This is a genomic window from Oceanobacillus sp. AG (genome assembly GCF_009746545.1).
GTDB lineage: Bacteria > Bacillota > Bacilli > Bacillales > Amphibacillaceae > Oceanobacillus > Oceanobacillus indicireducens.
Genome location: NZ_WOWT01000010.1, coordinates 16,683 through 38,055, shown reverse-complemented (window position 1 = coordinate 38,055; position 21,373 = coordinate 16,683). Strand labels below are relative to the sequence as shown.

Sequence of the window (21,373 nt, the reverse complement as noted above, 5' to 3'; positions counted from 1 at the left end):
CATCATGCAAAGAGGGAAAGGCATGAAATTCGTTGGAGACTCGCGGATCAAACAAGGACCGACAGTCTCGCGAATCCCGAAAGACTATTCAGAGTACCCTGGCAGAACAGAAGCTTTTTGGCCCAACTTTTTATTAAAAGAATGGTTGGCAGGTGCAGTATTCCTTATTGGATTTTTAATTTTAACATTGGCACATCCTTCACCACTTGAAGGGTTGGCAGATCCAACAGATGCTGCATATATTCCTTTGCCAGACTGGTATTTCCTGTTTCTGTATGAACTATTGAAATATAAATATGCTAGCCAAAGTTTTATCCTGCTAGGAATACTTGGAATTCCAGGTATAGCATTCGGTGCATTACTTCTAGCACCATTCTTGGATAACGGTCCAGGACGCAGACCTCATCAACGTCCAATTGCTGTCGGAATGATGTTACTTGGTTTAGCGTCAGTTATTTGGTTGACTTATACTTCAGCAGCTGCAGTTGACTGGGAAAGTCGTGCAGAAGCGAACAAACCTGTTCCACCGTCAGATGATATTGATGTTGAGATTGACACAGATCATCCGGGATACGCTGTATATGAAACAAGCTGTTTAGCGTGTCACGGTGCCGAATTAGAAGGTACGGCAGCTCCAGCATTGTATGGTCCTGAGTTTGACCACACTGCGGAAGAAATTGCTGACATTTCGGTGAACGGAATTGGAGCAATGCCACCAGATCAATTTACTGGTACGGATGAAGAATTAGAACAATTGGTAGAATTTATTTTATCCGTAAACGAATCGATCGAAGAAGAATAATTTTATTCACCATGAAGAGCACTTTTACCATCGAAATGGTAAAGGTGCTTTTTGTTGCATTTAATACTTGCTAATGAGGAACACGAAGGCTTATAGTTAAATTACTCAACCTTCACAACCCAAAAACAACTACTCGCTTTCATTCAGCGTAAGTATCTGGTTCGTTCACTAATTATGGCGTTCTAATCGCCGTTCAGTTGCCCGGTGGACGGATGCTTTCCGCGGGCACAGCCGAAGCCTCGACGCACAGGACGTGCTAATGCAGACGTTGCCACAGGACGTGGCGATCTTAGTCTGCCTCGGAAGAAGTTCACTTCCTGCGGGGTCTTCGGACTCGTGCTATTCCCGCAGGAGTCACCGTCCACCGGGCAACTGAACTGGTAGAGAGGATTATTATTAATGGAAAATATCCCAGCATGATAGGTACCCTCTTACTAAAATGAAAAGTAGTGCTCCAAACTTGGCCTTTTCTCGGAGCAGTCCAGACACCTCGAGACTCCTGCAGGAGGAAAGGCATAGGTTAGACCCCGCAGGGCGGCAGCCCGAGGAGGCTCACCAGCCGCCTGCGGAAAGCGAGAGGTGTCTGGACTGCGGACTTCCAGGTGAAAGTTGCACTTACGCTGAATGAAAGCAAATGCGGGTGAAAATGGAGGGAATGATATTTATTTTAAGGAATGGAGCGGGTCACCGGATGATTAGGTATATTCTTTCTAATAAAATATTTATTTTCATGCTTTTTATTGTAAACCTATTCGGCACAATCTATGGGTATATTTGGTACCTTCCGCAACTAGAAATCACACCTGATATATTCCTGATATTTGTTCCGGATAGCCCAACAGCAAGTTTATTTTTCACGATTTTTCTTTTGTTTTTCCTATTCGGCAGAAACGTCCCCTATATTGAAGCATTAGGGCTTGTAACGCTCGTGAAATACGGTACCTGGGCTGTTGTAATGAACTTACTTACATTAATCATTGATGGCTCTTTAAGTGCGGCGGGCTATATGTTGATGTTTTCCCATGCAGGGATGGCAATACAAGCTGTGCTCTATACCCCTTTTTATAAAATAAAAATGAGACACCTTGTTGTTGCCGGGATATGGACATTACATAATGATGTAATTGATTACGTATTTGGAATGATGCCTATTTATTCTTCATTAACCCAGTACATGGAGAGAATTGGTTATTTCACCTTTTGGCTTAGTATTGCTTGCTTATTCCTTGCTTACTGGCTTACGGTCCGCAGGCAGAATAAGTTATCCTAAGGTGATAAATAGGAGTCCCTCATCATATAAATGGATTAGGTGAGGTGACTAAAATGGGAATGACATCCGGTATTATCTTAATTTATTCAATCGTTACTGCCGCGTTTCCGTATCCGTTACTGAACATAGAAAGGATAAGTTTTCCGCAATGGCTTTTCACAAATGCGGAGTTGATTCCGCTTTTACCAGCATTATTGATTGTTGGTGGGTTCATTCTGATTACATTATCTTATGTGAGTTGGAGAAAATATAAAGGAGAAAAAATAAGGCGGGGAAGAAAAACTAAGGGCGGCGACAAAATAGTTGACTGGAATCGAGATCCTGACTAAAATTGACTTATATCAGTACGATTGGAGGGATATAAATGGGTAGCTATTTAATTTATATAGCGCTTATCCTCATTATACCGTTATGGGCGCAAGGTAAAGTTAAGTCAGCTTACAATAAATACTCGAAAAAACCGACAACTTCCCAAATGACAGGCGCTGAGGTAGCAAGAAAGATTCTAGATGATAATGGATTGTATCATGTAAATATTGAACGGACAAAGGGTACACTGTCTGATCACTATGATCCTCGCTCCAAGGTTGTCCGACTTTCAGAGGGAATCTACGGAGGCCGTTCGATGGCTTCTTCCGCAATTGCGGCACATGAAGTTGGACATGCCATTCAAGACCAGGAAGAATATGCATTCTTGCGCTTTAGAAGCGCACTCGTTCCGGTCGCTAACTTCGGTTCAAACATTTCCTTCATTTTAATTCTTGCAGGTATTTTCCTCAATATGATGGAGCTATTCTTTTTTGGAATTATCTTCATGGGGGCGGCTGTCCTTTTCCAGCTTGTTACACTGCCAGTAGAGTTTGATGCTTCCAACCGGGCGATGACACAGCTTATCTCGACTGGAATTATCCGGAATGATGAAGAACGGGAAACGAAGAAGGTATTGGATGCCGCTGCTTTAACTTATGTTGCAGCAGCTCTTGTCGCCTTACTCGAGCTTGCACGTTTTATCTTAATATTTTTGAACAACCGAGACTAGATAGAGGAGAGATTGGTAAACGGTATGCCAATCTCTTTTTTATTGTATGCTGTACCACAAGCCACGTTAGCTCTACACCCACGCCTGGCGGAACCCAAATGATTTATTTCTTGAGAAAGCTTCTGCGAGTACTTAGCTTGTAAGGCTGCTTAAGCCTTTATCATTGTACCGGTCTCTTGTTTTCATCGAGAGTAAATCCTTCACCTTGAACATCTTGAACTGTACTTATTGAAACAAAAGCATACGGATCAACCCTTAGAATCGTATTCTTCAGACGAACAATTTCGTTTCGAGGTACGACACAGTAAAGGATATCCAGCTTCTCTCCCGTATAGCTACCACGGCCTAAAAAGATAGTCACACCACGGTCCATTTTTTGAATTTCTTTGACAATTTCTGCACTTTGATTCGAAATAATTGTCGCCCCTTTGGCAAGATATGCACCTTCTTGAATAACATCAATTACGCGGGCCCCAATATAGACTGCAACTAATGTGTACATACCCTGGATGAGGTCTAATATTAGCAGAATAGAGGAAGAAATAACAATCAGGTCGAATAAGAACATCGTATTTCCCATGTTCCACCCTAGATATTTATTGGCAAGCCGAGCAATAATATCTACACCTCCCGTTGTGCCCCCATAGCGAAAGATAATCCCTAAACCAACTCCGATGAATACTCCTGCAAATAAGGCAACTAAAGTCATATCGTTTTCCAAAGGGATTGCAAATTGATAGGATTGAAAGATAGCTAAAAAGAAGGATACTGCGGAAGTGCCGATTATTGTATAGATGAAGGTGTTCCGTCCTAATAGTTTCCAACCAATTAAGAATACAGGGATATTTAATAAAATATTTGTAATCGCCGGATTTAATTTCCAAATGAAATAAAGGAGCAAGGTGATACCAGTGAAGCCGCCTTCACCAAGATTATTTTGCATATTAAAATGTACGATCCCAAAAGAATAAATCGCGGCACCGATTAAAATGAAGAAAATATTTTTCATCCGCAATCCAAGCAGCATACTAGAACACCTCCAAAATACTTGCATATCCATGCTAAGTTAGTATCATTTTGCCCGGAGAAAATAAATTCATGATTTTTCAAAGAAAAAATTTGTCAAATTACGTAAGGTTAGCTAACATGAAAGGTAGGCAACCACGGAGAAAAAGGAGATTGTTAACGAATGCAGAAAGAATTTACGACGCAAGAAATCCAAAAGCGGGTCGATGATTTTATCGGCCAATTTAAAGAAGGCTATTTTTCTCCGTTGGCAATGATTGCAAGGCTGACAGAGGAAGTCGGCGAACTTGCCCGAGAAGTGAACCATTATTACGGAGAGAAACCGAAAAAGACGACAGAGAAAGAAAAAACGGTTGAAGAAGAACTCGGGGACGTTTTGTTTGTAATCGCGAGCTTTGCAAATTCACTTGACATTGATTTATCCGAAAGTTTCGAGCGTTCCATGTCGAAATTTGAAACACGGGATAAAGATAGATGGACGAAGAAATAACAACAGGAGAGGTGGAACAGAAGTGGCAATTAATATTATAGTAGCGGGACCACGTGGTAAGATGGGGAAAGAAGCGATCAAGATGATTGAGCGTGTACCTGATTTTAACCTTGTCGCTGTAATTGATCGTAAAAATGATGGGAAATTTTTAAACGAGATTACAGAGGAATCGGATGCGCAAGTTCCAGTCTATGAAGACTTGGCGGAATGCTTTCAACAGATAGATGCAGATGTATTCATTGATCTTACGAGTCCTGAACCTGGTTATAAACACACAAAACTCGCGATTGAACACCGTGTCCGAGCTGTAATTGGTACGTCTGGATTCACGAAGGAGAATATAAAGGAACTAAAAGATCTTTCGAATGAATATAACTCTGGTTGTATTATTGCACCAAATTTTGCAATCGGTGCTGTGCTGATGATGAAGTTCTCTCAGATGGCCGCACAATACTTCCCGGATGTCGAAATTATCGAAATGCACCATGACCAAAAGGTTGATGCACCATCTGGAACAGCGGTTAAGACGGCGGAGATGATTCAGAAAACAAGGACAACGAAAGCCCAGGGTCATCCTGATGAAAGGGAAGAACTCGAGGGAGCGCGTGGCGCCGAATTAGATGGCATGCATATTCATAGCGTAAGACTACCTGGACTTGTTGCCCATCAGGAAGTAATCTTCGGTGGCCCAGGTCAGCTATTCACGATCAAACATGATTCCATGAGCCGGGATTCCTTTATGGACGGGATAAAAACTTCCATTTATAAAGTAATGGAGTTAGAAACACTCGTTTATGGATTAGAAAATATTTTATAATAGAAAAGAGGTCAGGCTATGATGAAAATTGCCTTAATAGCCCATGATAAGAAGAAAGAAGATATGATACGCTTCACCATCGCTTATGAGCATGTGTTAAAAGAGCATGAACTGTTTGCTACCGGAACGACTGGTAAATTAATTAAAGAAGCTACAAAACTTAGTATACATAGATTTAAATCAGGACCACTCGGTGGCGACCAGCAAATAGGAGCACTAATTGCCGATAACGAAATGGATATGGTAATATTCTTCCGTGATCCATTAACAGCTCAGCCGCACGAACCTGACATAACAGCCCTGATGCGCTTGTGTGACGTGTACCAAATCCCACTTGCAACAAATATTGCCGGAGCGGAAATCTTTATCCATGGCCTGGAACGAGGAGATTTTAAATGGCGGGAAATTGTTCGGGCAAAGGAAGACAAATAAGAAATGAAAATTGGGATAACTTGCTATCCTTCTGTCGGTGGATCTGGAGTCATTGCGACGGAGTTAGGAAAACTGTTAGCAGAACGTGGCCACGAAATCCATTTTATTACATCAAGCCTTCCGTTTCGATTAGATAAAGTACATCCGAAGATCTTTTATCATCAAGTGGAAGTAAATCATTATCCAGTATTTCAATATCCGCCTTATGATTTATCACTTGCTTCGAAAATGGCAGAAGTAATCGACCAGGAACAGCTTGACATCCTGCATGTGCATTATGCGATACCCCATGCGATTTGTGCAATTCTTGCGCGGGATATGGCCGGACATAAAGTAAAGGTTGTCACGACTCTGCACGGGACAGATATTACAGTACTTGGAATTGATGATGCATTTAAGAAAATGATAAAATATGGTATTGAACAGTCTGACGCGGTAACGAGTGTATCGAACAGTTTACGCAAACAGACGATGGAAATGATTGAGACGGATTATCCGATATCTGTCATATATAATTTTGTGAATGAAGCGGAATATCATCCTTTTCAAGTACCATATTTGAAGGAACAGTTCGAGATAAAAGATGAAGAAAAAGTAATCATTCATATTTCTAATTTCCGGAAAGTGAAGCGGCTACCAGACGTTATAGACACGTTTCATCGAATTCACCAGGAGATACCTAGCAAATTGCTGCTCGTAGGTGACGGACCGGAATATTCAGCAACAAAGCAGCTAGTTAGGGAATTGGAATTAGATTCTGATGTGTTGTTCTTAGGGAAACAGAATAATATTAATGAACTGCTTGCAATCAGTGATTTAACGCTATTACTTTCTGAAAAAGAAAGCTTCGGACTTGTTTTATTAGAAGCAATGGCTTGCGGGGTTCCTGGCATCGGAACGAATATTGGTGGTATTCCTGAAGTGATCACACATGGAGAAACCGGTTATCTTGTAGAGCAGGGCGACACAAAGCAAGCAGCAGCTTATGCGCTCGAAATCCTTACAGATTCGGCATATCAGCAAGCGCTCCGGGAACGGGTCCTCGAAGTTGTAAAGCAGAAATTTCAGTCTAACATCATTGTCGAGCAATATATTAAGTTATATAAAAAGCTACTGGAGTAAAAGAAATTTGGTGAAGGCATGTTAACGAAATATTTTCAACGGGCAAAGCCGATTTTAGAAAAGCTTGAAGCAGAAGGTTATGAAGCATATTTTGTTGGTGGTTGTGTGCGGGATTATTTGCTCGGTCGGCCGATCAAAGACATCGATATTACGACATCTGCCACCCCTGATATTGTTCAAGCGATATTTCCAAGTGTCATACCTGTTGGGATTGAACACGGAACTGTCATCGTGAGACATGAGAAAGAATCCTATGAATTGACTACATTCCGTACAGAAGGCAGTTATTCGGATGGTAGGCGTCCAGATCACGTTGAATTCATCCGTAACATTGAAAAAGACCTAGAACGGCGTGATTTTACAATCAATGCCCTTGCGATGGATAAAACAGGTCATATTACGGATTTATTTTCCGGTAGAAGAGATTTAAAGCAGCGAATGATTCGGACTGTCGGCAATGGGGAAAAACGATTCGGGGAAGACGCACTGCGGATTATACGCGCCCTCCGTTTTTCCAGTGTGCTCGGCTTTCAAATTGAAGAAGAAACATTTGCAGCAATGGTAGCTTGTAAATCAGCAGTACTCGATATTTCAGTGGAGAGAATTACAAATGAAATGGCACGTTTTTTTGCAGGAAAATATGTGTCAGTCGGGATAAATTATTTAAAGAAATCAGCTGTTCAGACTGTTTTACCGGTTTTTAAAGAACATCCGACTTTAATCGAGGCAATTCCACAAAACATGAAGCCTCTCTTAAGTTTTGCAGAAGTTATTGCTTTCTTTCACTATCATCAGCCTGAAATAGCCATCAATGAGTGGGCAAAGGAATGGAAGTGTTCCAACAGGACGAAGCGGCTTGCAAGTGATTTAATTGACGATATCGAACGTTACAAGCAAAGAGGCTTGGATGCGATTGGAATATATCAGCTTAACGACGAGCGGTTTGAACCCTTTATCCGCTTAGCCGACTTGTTATTAGATGTTAAACCATCTCTGGCACAATTAATTCAATTGAAGCAAAGGTTACCAATTCAATCAAGGGAAGACTTAGCCATCAATGGAAATGATCTTTTAGCTCTTTTTCCTGACAAAAAACCAGGAGTATGGGTGAAACATTTGCTTGAAAAAACGGAAGATGCTGTAGTTACCGGTAAAATAAATAATCAGTATCGTGACATAAAGGAATGGTTAGAGTGGATTCAACGAGAAACAGATTAATTCATATCCTATCGGAGAATGAGGAGACTTATATATCGGGTCAGGATATTTCCGATGCTTTACAAATATCCCGTAATAGTGTCTGGAAACATATGAAAGCATTGGAGAAAGACGGTTATGTCATTGAAGGAGTCCCAAGAAAAGGATATCGTATCCTTAAACATCCGGATAAAGTCAGTGATAATACGATCAAATGGGGCCTGGAAACAGAGTGGCTTGGTCAGACGATCATCCATAAATCTTCCGCCGCTTCTACCCAGCAATTAATCCACCAATCTGCCGCAGATGGAGCGAAGCATGGAACAGTTGCTATTCTTGATGAACAAACGGCGGGCAGGGGGAGAATGAACCGAGAATGGCATTCTGCAGGGAATAAAGGGATGTGGCTAAGCATCTTGCTTCGCCCTAAAATCCTTCCGCAAGAGGCTCCCCAGCTAACATTGCTTACAGCAACTGTGTTGGCTGACGTGTTAAAAGACTATACAGGTGTAGAGCCGATGATTAAATGGCCAAATGACCTTTTGATTAATAAGAAGAAGACGGCTGGAATTTTAACAGAGATGCAAGCAGAACAGGACCAGATTCAATATATAGTGGTCGGTATCGGTCTAAATATCAACCATACAAGTGATGATATACCTGGAATGCTTGCATCTAAAGCGACCTCCCTTTATTTGGAAACAGGGAAACATTGGTCTATTCAAGAACTGATTCAACAGTTTTTACAAAAATTTGAAGCGGCATTTGATGCATATTTAGCCCATGGCTTTTCCGATGTGAAGAAAAAATGGGAAAGCTATGGTTTTAAAATAGGTGAAAAAATTAAAATTAAAAACCTAAAAGAAGAGAAAAAAGCGATTTTCCACGGAATTGCAGAAGACGGTGCCCTCCTTGTTTTACATGATAATGGGAAAGAAGAAAAAATATATTCTGGTGAAATCCAGTGGTTTGAATAACAAGTTAAAGAGATAGGCGGGGGAAGAGACTCTTATCAATAATGGGATAAGAGTTTTCTTTTGGACGAATTGACGTATATAATAGAGAGGACGGAGGTGTGGAATTGAATAAATTTGTTGTGATTGACTTAGAAACAACCGGGCATTCGCCTGATAATGACGATAAAATCATCGAAATCGGTATGGTAATCATTAAAAATGATGAAATTATCGATAAAAGAGATACCTTTTTAAATCCAAACAAACAAATTCCTCCATTTATAACCAATCTGACGAATATAACAAATGATGATGTTAAAGACGCACCGTACTTTAACGAAAAAGCGGACAAAATAATGGAGTTATTTGAGGATAGTTATCTAATTGCCCATAACGTTCCTTTTGACATGGGTTTTTTAAATACTGAATTAGTGAACAGTGGGAGGAAACCCTTAAGGAATCCTGTTATTGACACGGTCGAATTATCTCGGATTCTTTATCCGAAAGCACCAAGCTATAAATTATCGCAGATTACGGATTATCTTGATATATATCACGATGACCCGCACCGGGCGTTATCTGATGCTTATGTCACGGCTAGGTTGTTCTTGAAATTAAAAGAGAAATTGTTTAGTCTTCCGTATGAAACGCTCGCTAATCTGGCGAAATTGGAACCAATGTTTAAATCAAACCTTGCTGTTTTACTGGATGAAGCGATGGAGCAGAATAGTTTTGAATTTGCCAATGAAGCGAAGTTTACTACATATAATGGACTCGCATTTAAAATGACAGAGAAGATGACCCAAGAAGAAACGATATTAACAACTTCTTTTGGAGACTATCTAGATCATATTTATGAGGATAACGGTACACTGGAAAAACAATTTGAAAAGTATGAGAAGAGAAGTGGTCAGCGAGAAATGTCCGAAACGGTGTATGATGCTTTCTGTAGTGGAGAACATGCATTAATTGAAGCGGAAACCGGTACAGGTAAATCCCTTGCTTATTTGCTTCCAGCTGTATATGAGGCCGTGAAACAAAACAAACGCATCATCATTAGCACACATACTACACAATTACAGACCCAGCTCCTTGACGAAGAGATTCCTTTAGTACACAAAACTGTGGATTTTCCATTTGAAGCAGCACTGTTAAAAGGTAGAAACCATTATTTAAGCTTGGAACGCTTTGCCTATGAACTAACCCATCCGGAACGCGACAATTATGATATTACGCTAACGAAGGCAATCTTACTCGTCTGGCTTACGGAAACCTTGACTGGTGATATTGATGAAATTCAAATCCCAACGAGTGGCTATACATTTTTCCAAAGGGTTTCAGCGGATGCGGAAAGGAAGCTCGATGTCACATCTCCTTGGTTCCGGTATTCGTTTTATACTCGCGCAAGACGAAGAGCCCAACGAGCTGATTTAATTATAACGAATCATGCCCTGTTATGTACGGATATGTTTAACGATTATCAATTTCTTCCTGATTACGACAAATTGATTATCGATGAAGCCCATCATTTGGAAGATACTGCAGCCTATCATTACGGATTAAAGCTGGACAATATAACGATGCATTATATGTTAAATCAAATTGGCCGTTCGGAGGATACGAAATTTTTCAATTATATAATTGGCAAATACGATAATATAGAGGATAACTTTTCGGTCGATAAATGGGATGAATTAATTGCAAATACGAAAAATGAAATTGATGATCTCTTCCAATATTTACATGCTTACGTGACGAAACAACGGAAAAAAGATAAATCATTAAGTGATGTTGGCAGAATCCAGTTCCGATTCAGTAAAGAGGAAGTGAATTCTTCCAATTGGGAAACCATAACAGAAATGGTGAATCGCCTTATTTTTTATTACCTTGATCTCATTCATTTTCTATCCCTCATGGATAAGAGCCTTGACGATACGGAAGATTATGTGAAGAACGACAGGCAGGAACTTATTCAAGTCATTGAGAATTTGCAAGAGCATATTGATCATTTGGAATTGCTCTTTTTAGTGGATCAGCATATTAATCATGTACAATGGCTCGAAATGGACACGAAGGGGTATCAACAGGCCGTTTATTTATATAGTGAACCGACTACCGTCTCAACGTTGCTTGGCGAGGAATTATTCGCGAAGAAAGACAGCGTCATTTTAACTAGTGCTACGCTGACGATGAAGAATTCATTCAATTTTATTGAAAAAAGACTAGGTCTTCGGGAAGAGCGGCTGATTACAAAACAAATCCGTTCACCATTCTCATTTAAAGACCAGGTACAATTGCTGATTCCAAATGATTTCCCGGATATTAAATATGGAAATATGGATGATTATATCTATGCGACGAGTGAAGCAATTCTTTCTCTGGCAGAAGTGACGGAAGGGAGAATGCTTGTACTGTTTACTTCTTATGATATGTTAAGGAAGTCCTATAAACTCTTGAAAGAAATAATGACAGATGACAAATATATGCTTATTGGCCAAGGGGTTACGAGCGGAAGCAGAACAAGATTGAAGAAGAATTTCCAAAGCTTTGAGCGTTCGATCTTACTCGGTACAAGCTCCTTCTGGGAGGGTGTTGATATTCCTGGTGGGGATTTATCCTGTCTGATGATTGTCCGACTTCCTTTCCAGCCACCGGCACACCCGGTTTATGAAGCAAAATCGCAGGAATTGAAGGAAGCGGGAAAAAATCCATTTATGGAATTATCTTTACCAAACGCTGTTATTAAATTCAAACAAGGATTTGGACGTCTTATCCGTTCGTCTAGCGATAGAGGGATTGTTTTCATTTGTGACTCAAGAATTGTGACAGCACGATATGGAAGATATTTCACAGACTCCATACCAGAGGTACCAATACTAAATGACTCCACCCAATCCTTAATTAAACAAGCGAGGGCATGGTTTTAAGAAAAAAGCTACTGTAATAAATACAGTAGCAAACGAATGGTATGGGGGAGAAAAATTTTGCAACGTGATCCCGTCCAGTTTTATGGGAGGAATAATAATGGCACGAGAGCCGTTACTACTCTTAGTATAAGCCACTGGATTTGTTCTATGGCTAACAATTTTTTATAAACACAGGGAAGAATTAGTGAACCTGTCTGAAGAGGTGTGAAAAAATGGCTGAAACAAGACGAAAATGGTTGATTTTTAGCATGATTATCTTTCTCCTTCTGTTTATTTCTATGCTTATTTATGGTATCTTTTTATACATGGATTTAAACTCCGAACGCACCAAAGGCCATGAAGATACAAAACGGGAATTGTTAAATCAAACAGGAATTACGGAGATATCAAAAATCGAAAACTTTAATGGGGAAGCTGCTTATCATGTCGTTTACGGAAAAAATGAAGAAGGCAAGGGTAAAATTATTTTTTACCCACTGGAAGGAAATGAGAAAACATTGACGACAGTCGATTCAACCGAGGTTCTGTCACCATCTTCCATGATCGATATGTGGCAGTCTGACTGCAGTGCTTGTCAATTAGTGAAAATAACGCCGGCTTTGCTGGATGATGAAATACTATGGGAACTCGTCTATTATGATGAGTTTGACCGATATGTATTCGATTATCGCTCAATCTATGATGGATCCCAGTATGAAGATATCCGTTATTTAAGACAGTTCAATTAGGAGGAAAGAACATATGGAATTAGCGAACAGAGTAAAAACAATAACTCCCTCATCGACACTGGCCATTACTGCTAAAGCGAACGAATTGAAAAGCCAAGGTCATGATATCATTGGGTTAGGAGCCGGAGAGCCAGATTTTAATACACCAGAACCGATTATTGAAGCGGCTATTCAAGCAATGCAAGCAGGCCTTACAAAATATACACCGACTGGTGGGATTTCCGAGCTAATTGAAGCAATCCAAAAGAAAATGGAGAGGGATCATCAGCTCAACTTCGCAAAAGATGAAATCATTGTCACAATGGGAGCAAAGCATGCACTTTATGCACTGTTCCAAGTGCTTTTAAATAAAGGCGATGAAGTACTTATTCCTATACCTTTTTGGGTAAGTTATCCAGAACAAGTGAAACTTGCAGAGGGAGTACCTGTATTCATTCCTACGAAGGCAGAACATGATTTCAAGGTTCAACTAGAAGAATTGGAAAAAGCTATTACAAGCAACACAAAAGCAATTATTATCAATTCACCGAGCAACCCAACGGGAATGATGTACTCAAAAGAAGAACTTGAGGCGATTGGCGAATTTTGCCTCAAGCATAATATCCTTATCGTTTCAGACGAAATTTATGAAAAGCTTATTTATTCTGATGAAGAACATGTATCCATCGCTTCCATCAGTCCAGAGCTAAAGAAACAAACGGTAGTTATTAATGGCGTTTCAAAAACATATGCAATGACAGGCTGGAGAATTGGTTATGCAGCTGGAGAGAAAGAGCTTATTCAAGCAATGAATAATGTTTCCTCTCATTCGACGTCCAACCCTGTTTCTATTGCTCAGTACGCATCTGTTGCAGCACTTTCCATGGACGAAAGTGAAGTCGGGAAAATGAGAGATATATTTGCGGAACGCTTGGATGTCTTTTACAACTTAATCAGTGAAATTCCAGGCATCAAATGTGAAAAACCGAAAGGAGCATTCTATTTATTCCCGGATGTAACAGAAGCCGTGCGGAAAAATGGCTTTGACACGGTTAATGAATGGGTAACAGCTATATTAGAAGAAGAAAAAGTCGCCATGGTGCCAGGTACTGGATTTGGCGTACCAGAAAATGTGAGACTATCCTATTGTTTATCATTGGATGACTTAAAAGAAGCGGCAAAACGGATTAAACGTTTTGTCGAAACTCATTAGAGATCGATTTATGGAGGTATAAAGATGAAGATTACGATTTCTCAAGCACCTGATTATAATGAAAAAGAAGTAACAATAGGAGCTTGGCTTGCAAATAAACGTTCCAGCGGGAAGATTGCCTTCCTACAATTACGTGACGGAACCGGTTTTATGCAAGCAGTTGTCGCAAAAAATGATATAGAGGAAGAAGTTTTCCAAACAGCGAAAAATCTAACACAGGAAACATCGATTTATATTACAGGAAAAATTGTGGAAGATAAACGCTCTGCTTTCGGTTATGAAATGCATGTAACAAATCTTGAAGTGATCCATGAAGCAGAAGATTATCCAATTACGCCGAAAGAGCATGGAACCGAATTTCTAATGGACCATCGCCATTTATGGTTACGTTCGAAAAAGCAGCATGCAATCATGAAAGTTCGTAATGAAATCATTCGGGCAACGTATGAATTTTTCAATAATCAAGGATTTGTTAAAGTCGATCCACCAATTCTGACAGCATCTTCAGCTGAAGGGACAACTGAATTATTCCATACGAAATACTTTGATGAAGAAGCTTATTTATCCCAGAGTGGACAGCTTTATATGGAAGCAGCCGCGATGGCGCTAGGAAAGGTATTCTCATTCGGACCGACATTCCGTGCTGAAAAATCTAAAACCCGAAGACATTTGATTGAATTCTGGATGATTGAACCAGAAATGGCATTTATCGAACATGAAGAGAGCCTCGTTATCCAAGAAAATTATGTCATGTTCCTTATTCAATCTGTATTGAAGAACTGTAAACTAGAGTTAGACGTGTTAGAGAGGGATATATCCAAACTTGAGAAGATACAAGCACCATTCCCAAGAATCACATATGATGAAGCTATTGAATTGCTGAAAGAAAAAGGATTCGATGATATTGAATGGGGAGACGACTTCGGTGCCCCACATGAAACAGCAATTGCCGATAACTTCGATAACCCTGTTTTTATCGTGAACTATCCGAAAGACATTAAAGCATTTTATATGCAGCCGCATCCGGATCGGGATGATGTAGTTTTATGTGCTGATTTAATCGCGCCAGAAGGATACGGAGAAGTGATTGGCGGCTCAGAACGCATTCATGATTACGACTTGATGAAACAGCGCTATGAGGAACACGGACTAACCGGTCCAGCCTATGAGTGGTATTTGGAACTGCGGAAATATGGAAGCATTCCACACTCTGGATTCGGTCTCGGCCTTGAACGTACTGTAGCATGGCTTACGGGTGTCGAACATATTCGCGAAACGATTCCATTCCCGCGTCTGTTGAATAGATTGCATCCATAAATAAATGTGATTATAAATCCCTTGCAGCTTAAAGCAAGGGATTTATAATTGATTAACTTAACCTAAACTACTGATTTCATACAGCGTAAGTGCAACTCTTACCTGGAGGTTCGCAGTCCAGACACCTCTCGCTTTCCGCAGGCGGCTGGTGAGCCTCCTCGGGCTGTCGCCCTGTGGGGTCTCACCTATGCCTTTCCTCCTGCAGGAGTCTCGAGGTGTCTGGACTGCTCCGAGGGTAAACCTAATTTGGAACACTATTTTTCATTTAGAAATAAATAGCTCATTACAATGCGATAGTTTCCATTAATAATAACGTTCTCTACTAGTTCAGTTGCCCGGCGGACGGTGACTCCTACGGGAAAAGCACGTGTCCGAAGACCCCGCAGGAAGCGGTTTTCTTCCGAGGAGGCTGAGGCCGTGCCCGTGGAAAGCATCCGTCCGCCGGGAAACTGAACGGTAATCAGAACGCAAAAAAAAAACTGAAAGAGCAAGACACTTACGCTGTATGAAAGCAATAAGAAGATATGTTAAGCTTTAAAAAAAGAAGCAAAAAGAATACTTGGTTGTTTAAGTCTGCGAAGTTGAGTAATCAAGAATCGGAATTCGCATGTTTACTTGGCAGAAGGATAAGTATAAATCTTTTCTTACTGCTTAAGTGAAACTGAGGTTGTCACCGAAATGCTTGGTGACAACTAAGTTTTCTAATAAGGAGGTACCTAACATGTTTGAAACAAATCCACTGGAAGAAATATTACACGATCAATTACATATCCCCGGCAGATTGCTGACAAACTACACGAAGCTTGGTTTAAATGAAACCGAGCTTGTGCTTGTTCTACAACTTATTTATTTTTTCAAAGAGAAGAACAATTTCCCAACCCCCGCTGAACTGGCTGAACCATTGACAATTAGTGAGAAACATTGCTCCGACATTTTAATGAAGCTTATTCAAAAGGATTTATTAACGATTGAGCCAAGGGAAAATGAGCAAGGTCAAATTTCAGAAGCCTACTCTGTCCAGCCGTTACTCGAAAAACTTTATAGTGAAGAAAAAGAACAAGAAGAAAACACGACAGGGACGATTTTTATTTTGTTTGAACAGGAGTTCGGTCGGCCGATTTCTCCATTTGAAATCGAAATGATTAATACGTGGTTGGATGAAGACAAGATCAGCCCGGCGCTAATTAAGGCAGGGCTTAGAGAATCAGTACTTATGGGTAAATTAAACTTTAAATATATTGACCGTATCTTGCGAGAATGGAAGAAGAAGGGAATCCATTCCGTCGAGCAAGCAAGAAATACAAGCAGGAAGTTTCACAGTCATCAGCAAGTAAATCAGCAGCAACCTGCGCAAACGGCAAAAAGAGACACATCAATCTACTATAACTGGCTGGAAGGGGAAGACTAGTTAGATGCTGAATTTAAAAGAGATTAGACATGTATTAGATACGATTGCAGAAATGTTCCCTGATGCGGAGGGCGAGCTCGTCCATTCAAATCCATTTGAATTATTGATTGCTGTTGTGTTATCCGCACAATGCACGGATAAACTAGTGAATAAAGTTACGGCAGACTTATTTAAGAAATATAAAACACCTGAAGATTATATCGCGGTACCACTGGAAGAACTTCAGCAGGATATTCGTTCAATCGGGCTTTACCGTACAAAAGCAAAGAACATCCAAAAACTTTGCCACGTTTTGATCGATAAACATGGAGGGAAGGTTCCTGAAACAAAGGAAGAGCTCATGAAGCTGGCAGGGGTCGGCAGAAAGACAGCGAATGTCGTTGCTTCCATCGCTTTTAATGAGCCGGCGATCGCGGTTGATACTCATGTGGAACGGGTGTCCAAGCGATTAGGGATATGCCGCTGGAAGGATTCTGTACTGGAAGTAGAAGAAACCTTGATGCGGAAAATACCGCGGGAAGAATGGTCAGAGACGCATCACCGATTAATCTTTTTTGGAAGGTACCACTGTAAAGCGAGAAATCCAAATTGTCCGGAATGCCCACTTCTTGATCTTTGTCGAGAAGGGAAAAAACGGATGCGAAAGCTTGAAATAGAGAGCAAAAAATAAAGGAAAGCTTATCTGTATAGCGACAGATAAGCTTTCCTTTTTTCCTTCTTTGCTTTCTTGTTATTCGTCGGATGGTTCTTCCTCATCGGGAGTTTCATCCTCTTCAGGTGGTGCTTCTTCACCTTCATCCTCATCTTCTTCTGGTTCTGGTGCCTCTTCTACTGGTTCTTCCTCTGGTTCTTCTGGCTCTTCTGCTTGTGGTATGCTGACAGATGTTGATTGACTATCGCCGCGTACGTCACCTTCTTGCCCAATTGGAGTTACACTGATTGAATAGGTTTCTCCAGGGGAGAATGTACCACTTATCTCAATACCTTGAGACTGTACGGTTTGCGTTTGTCCACCGTTGACAGTAACTTCAAAAGCAGCGGGAGGACCATCATAATTCCATGAAACATCGATTATTCCTTGGTCTTCCATGTACGTTGCGCTTAGACCAGAGACTGGAGGTATATTTTCTTCTTCCTCTTCCTCCTCATCTCCACCTGGTACCGTAATCGATGTGGATGCAGGCTCACTTGTTATGGAATTATTTTCGTTGCTAATCGCTACGACTTGTATCGTGTATTTTGCCCCAGCTTCTACTTCCGATATATCTAAGGACATATCCTCTGTTGTCGCTAATTCCTGTATGGAGCCACCATCAACACTCGCACTCACTGCAAAGGAGACATCACTATCCGTGTCATAATCCCATTCCACGTGGATTGAATGATCATCTTCATTATAGGTTGCATTCAGTCCGCTAACTGCATCAAGCTGATCAAATTTTTCCGATGTTGTTGTCGGTTCAGACCCCCGAACGAATAGCTCGGTAACCTTTTGAGCGGCAGGTGTGTGATCACTTGCGAGCTCTGGTGGATTTGTTCCACGTTCGATCGCTAATTTCACAACAGAATCTGGTTGTTGGAAATCGGCTGTATCAATACCTTCCGACACATGGAGCATCGTTTCCCGGAACATTTGCTGGGCGATCGTCCAATCCACCGAATCTGGAAGTCCTACTCGTTTTCCATCTACAATATTCTCACCAACCCAAGTAGATACAGTGTAGTTGGTCGTATATCCTACAAACCAGCGGTCTCCCGCTGAACCGTCATCGACGTTCGTTGTTCCTGTCTTACCAGCCACCGGTAAACCGCCCATGCTACCAGACGCCCATGTTCCGTCCGTAAAGACAGTTTTCAGCATATCCGTGATCATGTAAGCCGTGTAGTCTTCAATAGCTGGTTCTGAATCCGGCCGAAGCTCAACCGTGCTTCCGTCTGGGAATTCAACTGATTCTACAGCATATGGTTCTGTATAAACTCCTCCGTTACCAAACACACTGAAGGCACTTGCCATTTCCAGCGGCGTAACAGTTAAACTACCACCGCCGATAGCATCGGAAGCATAAAGGTCATCTGGCATATCCAGTCCAAGCTGCTCACCAAAACTCTTCGCCCGGTCTGCACCTACTTCTTCAAAAAGTTTCACCGCAGGAACATTCAGGGATTGACTTAATGCTGTCCGAGCGCTAACCCAACCAGAGTAAGTACGGGTGATATTGTTAATCGGTTTTTCCATTCCCGGTCCTTGGTATGGCGCATCGTCATTGATTTGGTGATACGTAGAAATCTTTTCATACTCTATTGCCGGTCCGTAAGACATGATTGGTTTAATCGTGGAACCAGGTTGCAAATTAGGCCTTTTATCTATCGCATAGTTCAATTCTTGACTGCCCGTACTATTACGACGTCCGCCAATTGCTTGTATAGCACCTGTTTTCGTATCGGTAACAACAATCGCACCTTGTACATTATCACTACCATAATTCAGCGGGTTAGCTTCCGTATCTGTTAATAGAAGTTCAACCCGTTCCTGGGCATTTGTATCAAGCGTTGTATTGATTTTTAAACCATCTGTATAAATATTGATGCCTTCTAATTTCTCACTGATTTCATCGGCCACTTTATCGATAAACGCACCGTATTTCGTAGAGCTTTCCTCAGGTTCTGCGAGCATTGCGACAATATCAACTTCACGTGCCTCGTCTGCTTCTTCTTCTGTGACCTTGCCATGGCGTACCATTAGATCAAGCACCGTATTCATCCGGTAAGCTGTAAGCTCTGGATCACGGAATGGGTTATATGCAGTAGGCCGCTGTGGTAATCCAGCTAAAATCGCCGCTTGTGCCAAGGTTAGATCATTTAAATCCTCCACACCGAAATAGGATTTCGCTGCTGCTACAACGCCATACGAATTATTTCCGTAGAAAATTTTATTTAAATACATTTCTAAAATTTCTTCTTTAGAATATTTTCTTTCAAGTTGCAGTGCGAGCCACTGTTCCTGCACCTTTAATTTAATTTGCTTTTCATTGGATAAGAAAAAGTTCTCTACTACCTGATGGGTAATTGTACTTGCACCTTGCGAGCCGAACCCATCCGTAATGTTAGCGACAATAGCGCCGCCCAGTCTTCGTAAATCAATTCCCTTATGTTCAAAGAAACGAGCATCTTCTGTAGCAACTACAGCGTCAATTAGTACTTGAGGTAAATCTTCATATTTGACCTGTTCCCGATTCTCTAATTCCAACGTGGTAAAGGGTTCCCCGTATTTATCATTTAATGTAGAAGATAGGGGAACATTCAATTTGTCAGGATCGAGATCCGGTGCAGTAGCTATCCAATATATCCCAACTGCTCCACCGACAATTCCCGCTGCCAATCCAATAAAGAGAATCGTAAAGAGAATTGTCTTCCATATGGGTCGTTTTCCCGATGTTTTCTTTTTCGTTGTTTTCTTATTTCTTCTTGCCGATCGCGACATCTTATCTGTCATAAGTAAAACCTCCATCATTTGAACTATTATTTTGTGAAATAAAGCTTGTCAATCACAGACAAATAGTCCACTCTTGCTTGAAATTTTAAAGGGATGAGATGAGCTTCATCTCGGATTGTTTCATAAGAAATTGATTTTTTCCCTCTTTTAAATAGATCGTACCAAAAGGGCAGAAGTTTCTCTGTTTCAAGTAAATATGTTTCATTATAGCTTGAAAAGCGGATAATAATAAAACTTATTCCCCCGTGATTAATGATCTGCTCCATATGAGCAATTTGATGTTCATGAATATTAGCTAATGGAAATCGTGTTTTATTCTTTGTTTCTTTTGCTTCGAAATCAATATATTTGCCACGATACAATCCATTATAATCTGTCGTGGATGCCTGTTTATAATAAGCTTCTGTTATGACAGCTGCACTTCGCTGTGGATAATGCACCCGTACGACTTGAACAGGGGTTGGTTTTTTATGCACAACAGCCTGATTATGTGCAAGATAATATTCATTTGTCGTGTTTATGTCTTCCTCCAGCGACATTCCCCGATTACTATATTTATGATTTTTTATCTCTCTATTTACCCTTTGCAATGGACGCCTTTTCCGCCCATTTGGATAGTTCATTATTTCTCCTCCTACTGACTAAACCGATAATCCTCCCTCACTACATTAAACGTCTGGAAGTAACCGTACATATTCATTATATAACAAAAATGATAAAGAGACATATTTAGGAGACGTTTTTCGGTAAATATACACAGAAATCATACCATGAAATTGTGAGTTAGAAAAACGGAATTGAAGTGAATATTTTACCACTTTGCTTGAGAAAAACAACTAGTTTTGACTGATTACTTCTAGTTTTGTCGACGGGGCAGGAGACTAAACTTCCTAGCGCGAATGACTAAAGGGAAAGGGAGGAGATACTAATGTCATTTGCATTGCAACAACTATATGTAGCTGACGGAATTAAGAAGCAGGACACAGAAAAACTCTTAATGGAAATAGCAGAGCAACTCGAACAAATAGATGTTATAATAAAGAATAGAACTGATCATGAAATCTGGAAGTTATTTCAAAAGCAACAACAAGAGATGGAAAAAGTTGAAACTACGATCGGAAGTTTATTACAATATAGATAGAAAGAGAATTAGACTT

General features: G+C 40.6%; 20 protein-coding genes. 17 read left to right on the top strand and 3 right to left on the bottom strand.

Annotated elements, in window-relative coordinates:
* Positions 1-4: 4 nt before the first annotated feature.
* The 4 genes from GN217_RS06510 (at position 5) to GN217_RS06495 (ending at position 3,111) form a co-directional block, all read left to right on the top strand.
* Entirely contained in the window at positions 5-802 is a 798-nt protein-coding gene (locus GN217_RS06510) for a menaquinol-cytochrome c reductase cytochrome b/c subunit (protein WP_156855873.1), read from the top strand.
* 691 nt (positions 803-1,493) lie between these two features.
* A complete protein-coding gene (gene lhaT, locus GN217_RS06505; RefSeq protein WP_156855975.1) occupies positions 1,494-2,072 on the top strand; it encodes a lipoprotein heptaprenylglyceryl N-acetyltransferase LhaT in 579 nt (192 codons plus the stop codon).
* Positions 2,073-2,125: 53 nt separating this feature from the next.
* Positions 2,126-2,401 (top strand): sporulation protein YpjB, encoded by a 276-nt coding sequence (locus tag GN217_RS19390; RefSeq protein WP_156855872.1) that lies wholly within the window; start codon positions 2,126-2,128, stop codon positions 2,399-2,401.
* Positions 2,402-2,436: 35 nt separating this feature from the next.
* Complete coding sequence (locus GN217_RS06495; RefSeq protein WP_156855871.1) at positions 2,437-3,111, top strand: zinc metallopeptidase; 675 nt, start codon at positions 2,437-2,439, stop codon at positions 3,109-3,111.
* 160 nt (positions 3,112-3,271) lie between these two features.
* Here the strand turns inward: GN217_RS06495 and GN217_RS06490 are convergent, their stop codons facing one another.
* Complete coding sequence (locus GN217_RS06490; RefSeq protein WP_156855870.1) at positions 3,272-4,138, bottom strand: YitT family protein; 867 nt, start codon at positions 4,136-4,138, stop codon at positions 3,272-3,274.
* A 162-nt stretch (positions 4,139-4,300) separates the two neighbouring features.
* Between GN217_RS06490 and GN217_RS06485 the strand changes: the two genes are divergently transcribed.
* From GN217_RS06485 to nth, 12 genes are all read left to right on the top strand, one after another.
* A complete protein-coding gene (locus GN217_RS06485) occupies positions 4,301-4,627 on the top strand; it encodes a nucleotide pyrophosphohydrolase (RefSeq protein ID WP_156855869.1) in 327 nt (108 codons plus the stop codon).
* A gap of 22 nt (positions 4,628-4,649) precedes the next feature.
* Positions 4,650-5,444, top strand: coding sequence for a 4-hydroxy-tetrahydrodipicolinate reductase (gene dapB, locus GN217_RS06480; protein WP_156855868.1), 795 nt, complete (start codon positions 4,650-4,652; stop codon positions 5,442-5,444).
* Positions 5,445-5,465: 21 nt separating this feature from the next.
* Complete coding sequence (gene mgsA, locus GN217_RS06475; protein ID WP_156855974.1) at positions 5,466-5,876, top strand: methylglyoxal synthase; 411 nt, start codon at positions 5,466-5,468, stop codon at positions 5,874-5,876.
* 3 nt (positions 5,877-5,879) lie between these two features.
* Complete coding sequence (gene bshA / locus GN217_RS06470; RefSeq protein WP_156855867.1) at positions 5,880-6,998, top strand: N-acetyl-alpha-D-glucosaminyl L-malate synthase BshA; 1,119 nt, start codon at positions 5,880-5,882, stop codon at positions 6,996-6,998.
* Positions 6,999-7,016: 18 nt separating this feature from the next.
* Positions 7,017-8,216 (top strand): CCA tRNA nucleotidyltransferase, encoded by a 1,200-nt coding sequence (locus GN217_RS06465; protein WP_156855866.1) that lies wholly within the window; start codon positions 7,017-7,019, stop codon positions 8,214-8,216.
* Positions 8,183-9,172 carry a biotin--[acetyl-CoA-carboxylase] ligase gene (locus GN217_RS06460; protein WP_370459735.1) on the top strand — a complete coding sequence of 330 codons (990 nt, stop codon included), beginning with the start codon at positions 8,183-8,185 and terminating at the stop codon, positions 9,170-9,172. Before GN217_RS06465 ends, GN217_RS06460 begins: the two co-directional genes overlap by 34 nt.
* Before the next feature lie 98 nt (positions 9,173-9,270).
* Positions 9,271-12,078, top strand: coding sequence for an ATP-dependent DNA helicase DinG (gene dinG / locus GN217_RS06455; RefSeq protein ID WP_232334354.1), 2,808 nt, complete (start codon positions 9,271-9,273; stop codon positions 12,076-12,078).
* 212 nt (positions 12,079-12,290) lie between these two features.
* The gene (locus GN217_RS06450; protein ID WP_156855863.1) at positions 12,291-12,806 is read left to right on the top strand and encodes a cell wall elongation regulator TseB-like domain-containing protein; all 516 of its coding nucleotides are present in this window, start codon (positions 12,291-12,293) and stop codon (positions 12,804-12,806) included.
* A 13-nt stretch (positions 12,807-12,819) separates the two neighbouring features.
* On the top strand, positions 12,820-13,998 hold the full coding sequence (locus GN217_RS06445) for a pyridoxal phosphate-dependent aminotransferase (RefSeq protein WP_156855862.1): 1,179 nt from the start codon (positions 12,820-12,822) through the stop codon (positions 13,996-13,998).
* Between the two features lie 24 nt (positions 13,999-14,022).
* Positions 14,023-15,315, top strand: a complete 1,293-nt coding sequence (gene asnS / locus GN217_RS06440) for an asparagine--tRNA ligase (protein ID WP_156855861.1) — start codon at positions 14,023-14,025, stop codon at positions 15,313-15,315.
* A gap of 721 nt (positions 15,316-16,036) precedes the next feature.
* A complete protein-coding gene (locus GN217_RS06435) occupies positions 16,037-16,723 on the top strand; it encodes a DnaD domain-containing protein (protein WP_156855860.1) in 687 nt (228 codons plus the stop codon).
* 4 nt (positions 16,724-16,727) lie between these two features.
* A complete protein-coding gene (gene nth / locus GN217_RS06430; RefSeq protein WP_156855859.1) occupies positions 16,728-17,393 on the top strand; it encodes an endonuclease III in 666 nt (221 codons plus the stop codon).
* A 60-nt stretch (positions 17,394-17,453) separates the two neighbouring features.
* Here the strand turns inward: nth and GN217_RS06425 are convergent, their stop codons facing one another.
* Both GN217_RS06425 and recU read right to left on the bottom strand, forming a co-directional pair.
* Entirely contained in the window at positions 17,454-20,216 is a 2,763-nt protein-coding gene (locus tag GN217_RS06425) for a PBP1A family penicillin-binding protein (protein ID WP_156855858.1), read from the bottom strand.
* Positions 20,217-20,242: 26 nt separating this feature from the next.
* The gene (recU, locus tag GN217_RS06420; protein WP_156855857.1) at positions 20,243-20,839 is read right to left on the bottom strand and encodes a Holliday junction resolvase RecU; all 597 of its coding nucleotides are present in this window, start codon (positions 20,837-20,839) and stop codon (positions 20,243-20,245) included.
* Between the two features lie 305 nt (positions 20,840-21,144).
* Between recU and GN217_RS06415 the strand changes: the two genes are divergently transcribed.
* Entirely contained in the window at positions 21,145-21,357 is a 213-nt protein-coding gene (locus tag GN217_RS06415; RefSeq protein ID WP_156855856.1) for a hypothetical protein, read from the top strand.
* The last annotated feature ends 16 nt before the right edge of the window (positions 21,358-21,373 follow it).

Coding starts and splice junctions, on each gene's coding strand:
- GN217_RS06510 (WP_156855873.1), top strand. CDS start 5: ATGCAAAGAGGGAAAGGCATGAAATTCGTTGGAGACTCGCGGATCAAA.
- lhaT (WP_156855975.1), top strand. CDS start 1,494: ATGATTAGGTATATTCTTTCTAATAAAATATTTATTTTCATGCTTTTT.
- GN217_RS19390 (WP_156855872.1), top strand. CDS start 2,126: ATGGGAATGACATCCGGTATTATCTTAATTTATTCAATCGTTACTGCC.
- GN217_RS06495 (WP_156855871.1), top strand. CDS start 2,437: ATGGGTAGCTATTTAATTTATATAGCGCTTATCCTCATTATACCGTTA.
- GN217_RS06490 (WP_156855870.1), bottom strand. CDS start 4,138: ATGCTGCTTGGATTGCGGATGAAAAATATTTTCTTCATTTTAATCGGT.
- GN217_RS06485 (WP_156855869.1), top strand. CDS start 4,301: ATGCAGAAAGAATTTACGACGCAAGAAATCCAAAAGCGGGTCGATGAT.
- mgsA (WP_156855974.1), top strand. CDS start 5,466: ATGAAAATTGCCTTAATAGCCCATGATAAGAAGAAAGAAGATATGATA.
- bshA (WP_156855867.1), top strand. CDS start 5,880: ATGAAAATTGGGATAACTTGCTATCCTTCTGTCGGTGGATCTGGAGTC.
- GN217_RS06465 (WP_156855866.1), top strand. CDS start 7,017: ATGTTAACGAAATATTTTCAACGGGCAAAGCCGATTTTAGAAAAGCTT.
- GN217_RS06460 (WP_370459735.1), top strand. CDS start 8,183: ATGGTTAGAGTGGATTCAACGAGAAACAGATTAATTCATATCCTATCG.
- GN217_RS06450 (WP_156855863.1), top strand. CDS start 12,291: ATGGCTGAAACAAGACGAAAATGGTTGATTTTTAGCATGATTATCTTT.
- GN217_RS06445 (WP_156855862.1), top strand. CDS start 12,820: ATGGAATTAGCGAACAGAGTAAAAACAATAACTCCCTCATCGACACTG.
- asnS (WP_156855861.1), top strand. CDS start 14,023: ATGAAGATTACGATTTCTCAAGCACCTGATTATAATGAAAAAGAAGTA.
- GN217_RS06435 (WP_156855860.1), top strand. CDS start 16,037: ATGTTTGAAACAAATCCACTGGAAGAAATATTACACGATCAATTACAT.
- nth (WP_156855859.1), top strand. CDS start 16,728: ATGCTGAATTTAAAAGAGATTAGACATGTATTAGATACGATTGCAGAA.
- GN217_RS06425 (WP_156855858.1), bottom strand. CDS start 20,216: ATGACAGATAAGATGTCGCGATCGGCAAGAAGAAATAAGAAAACAACG.
- recU (WP_156855857.1), bottom strand. CDS start 20,839: ATGAACTATCCAAATGGGCGGAAAAGGCGTCCATTGCAAAGGGTAAAT.
- GN217_RS06415 (WP_156855856.1), top strand. CDS start 21,145: ATGTCATTTGCATTGCAACAACTATATGTAGCTGACGGAATTAAGAAG.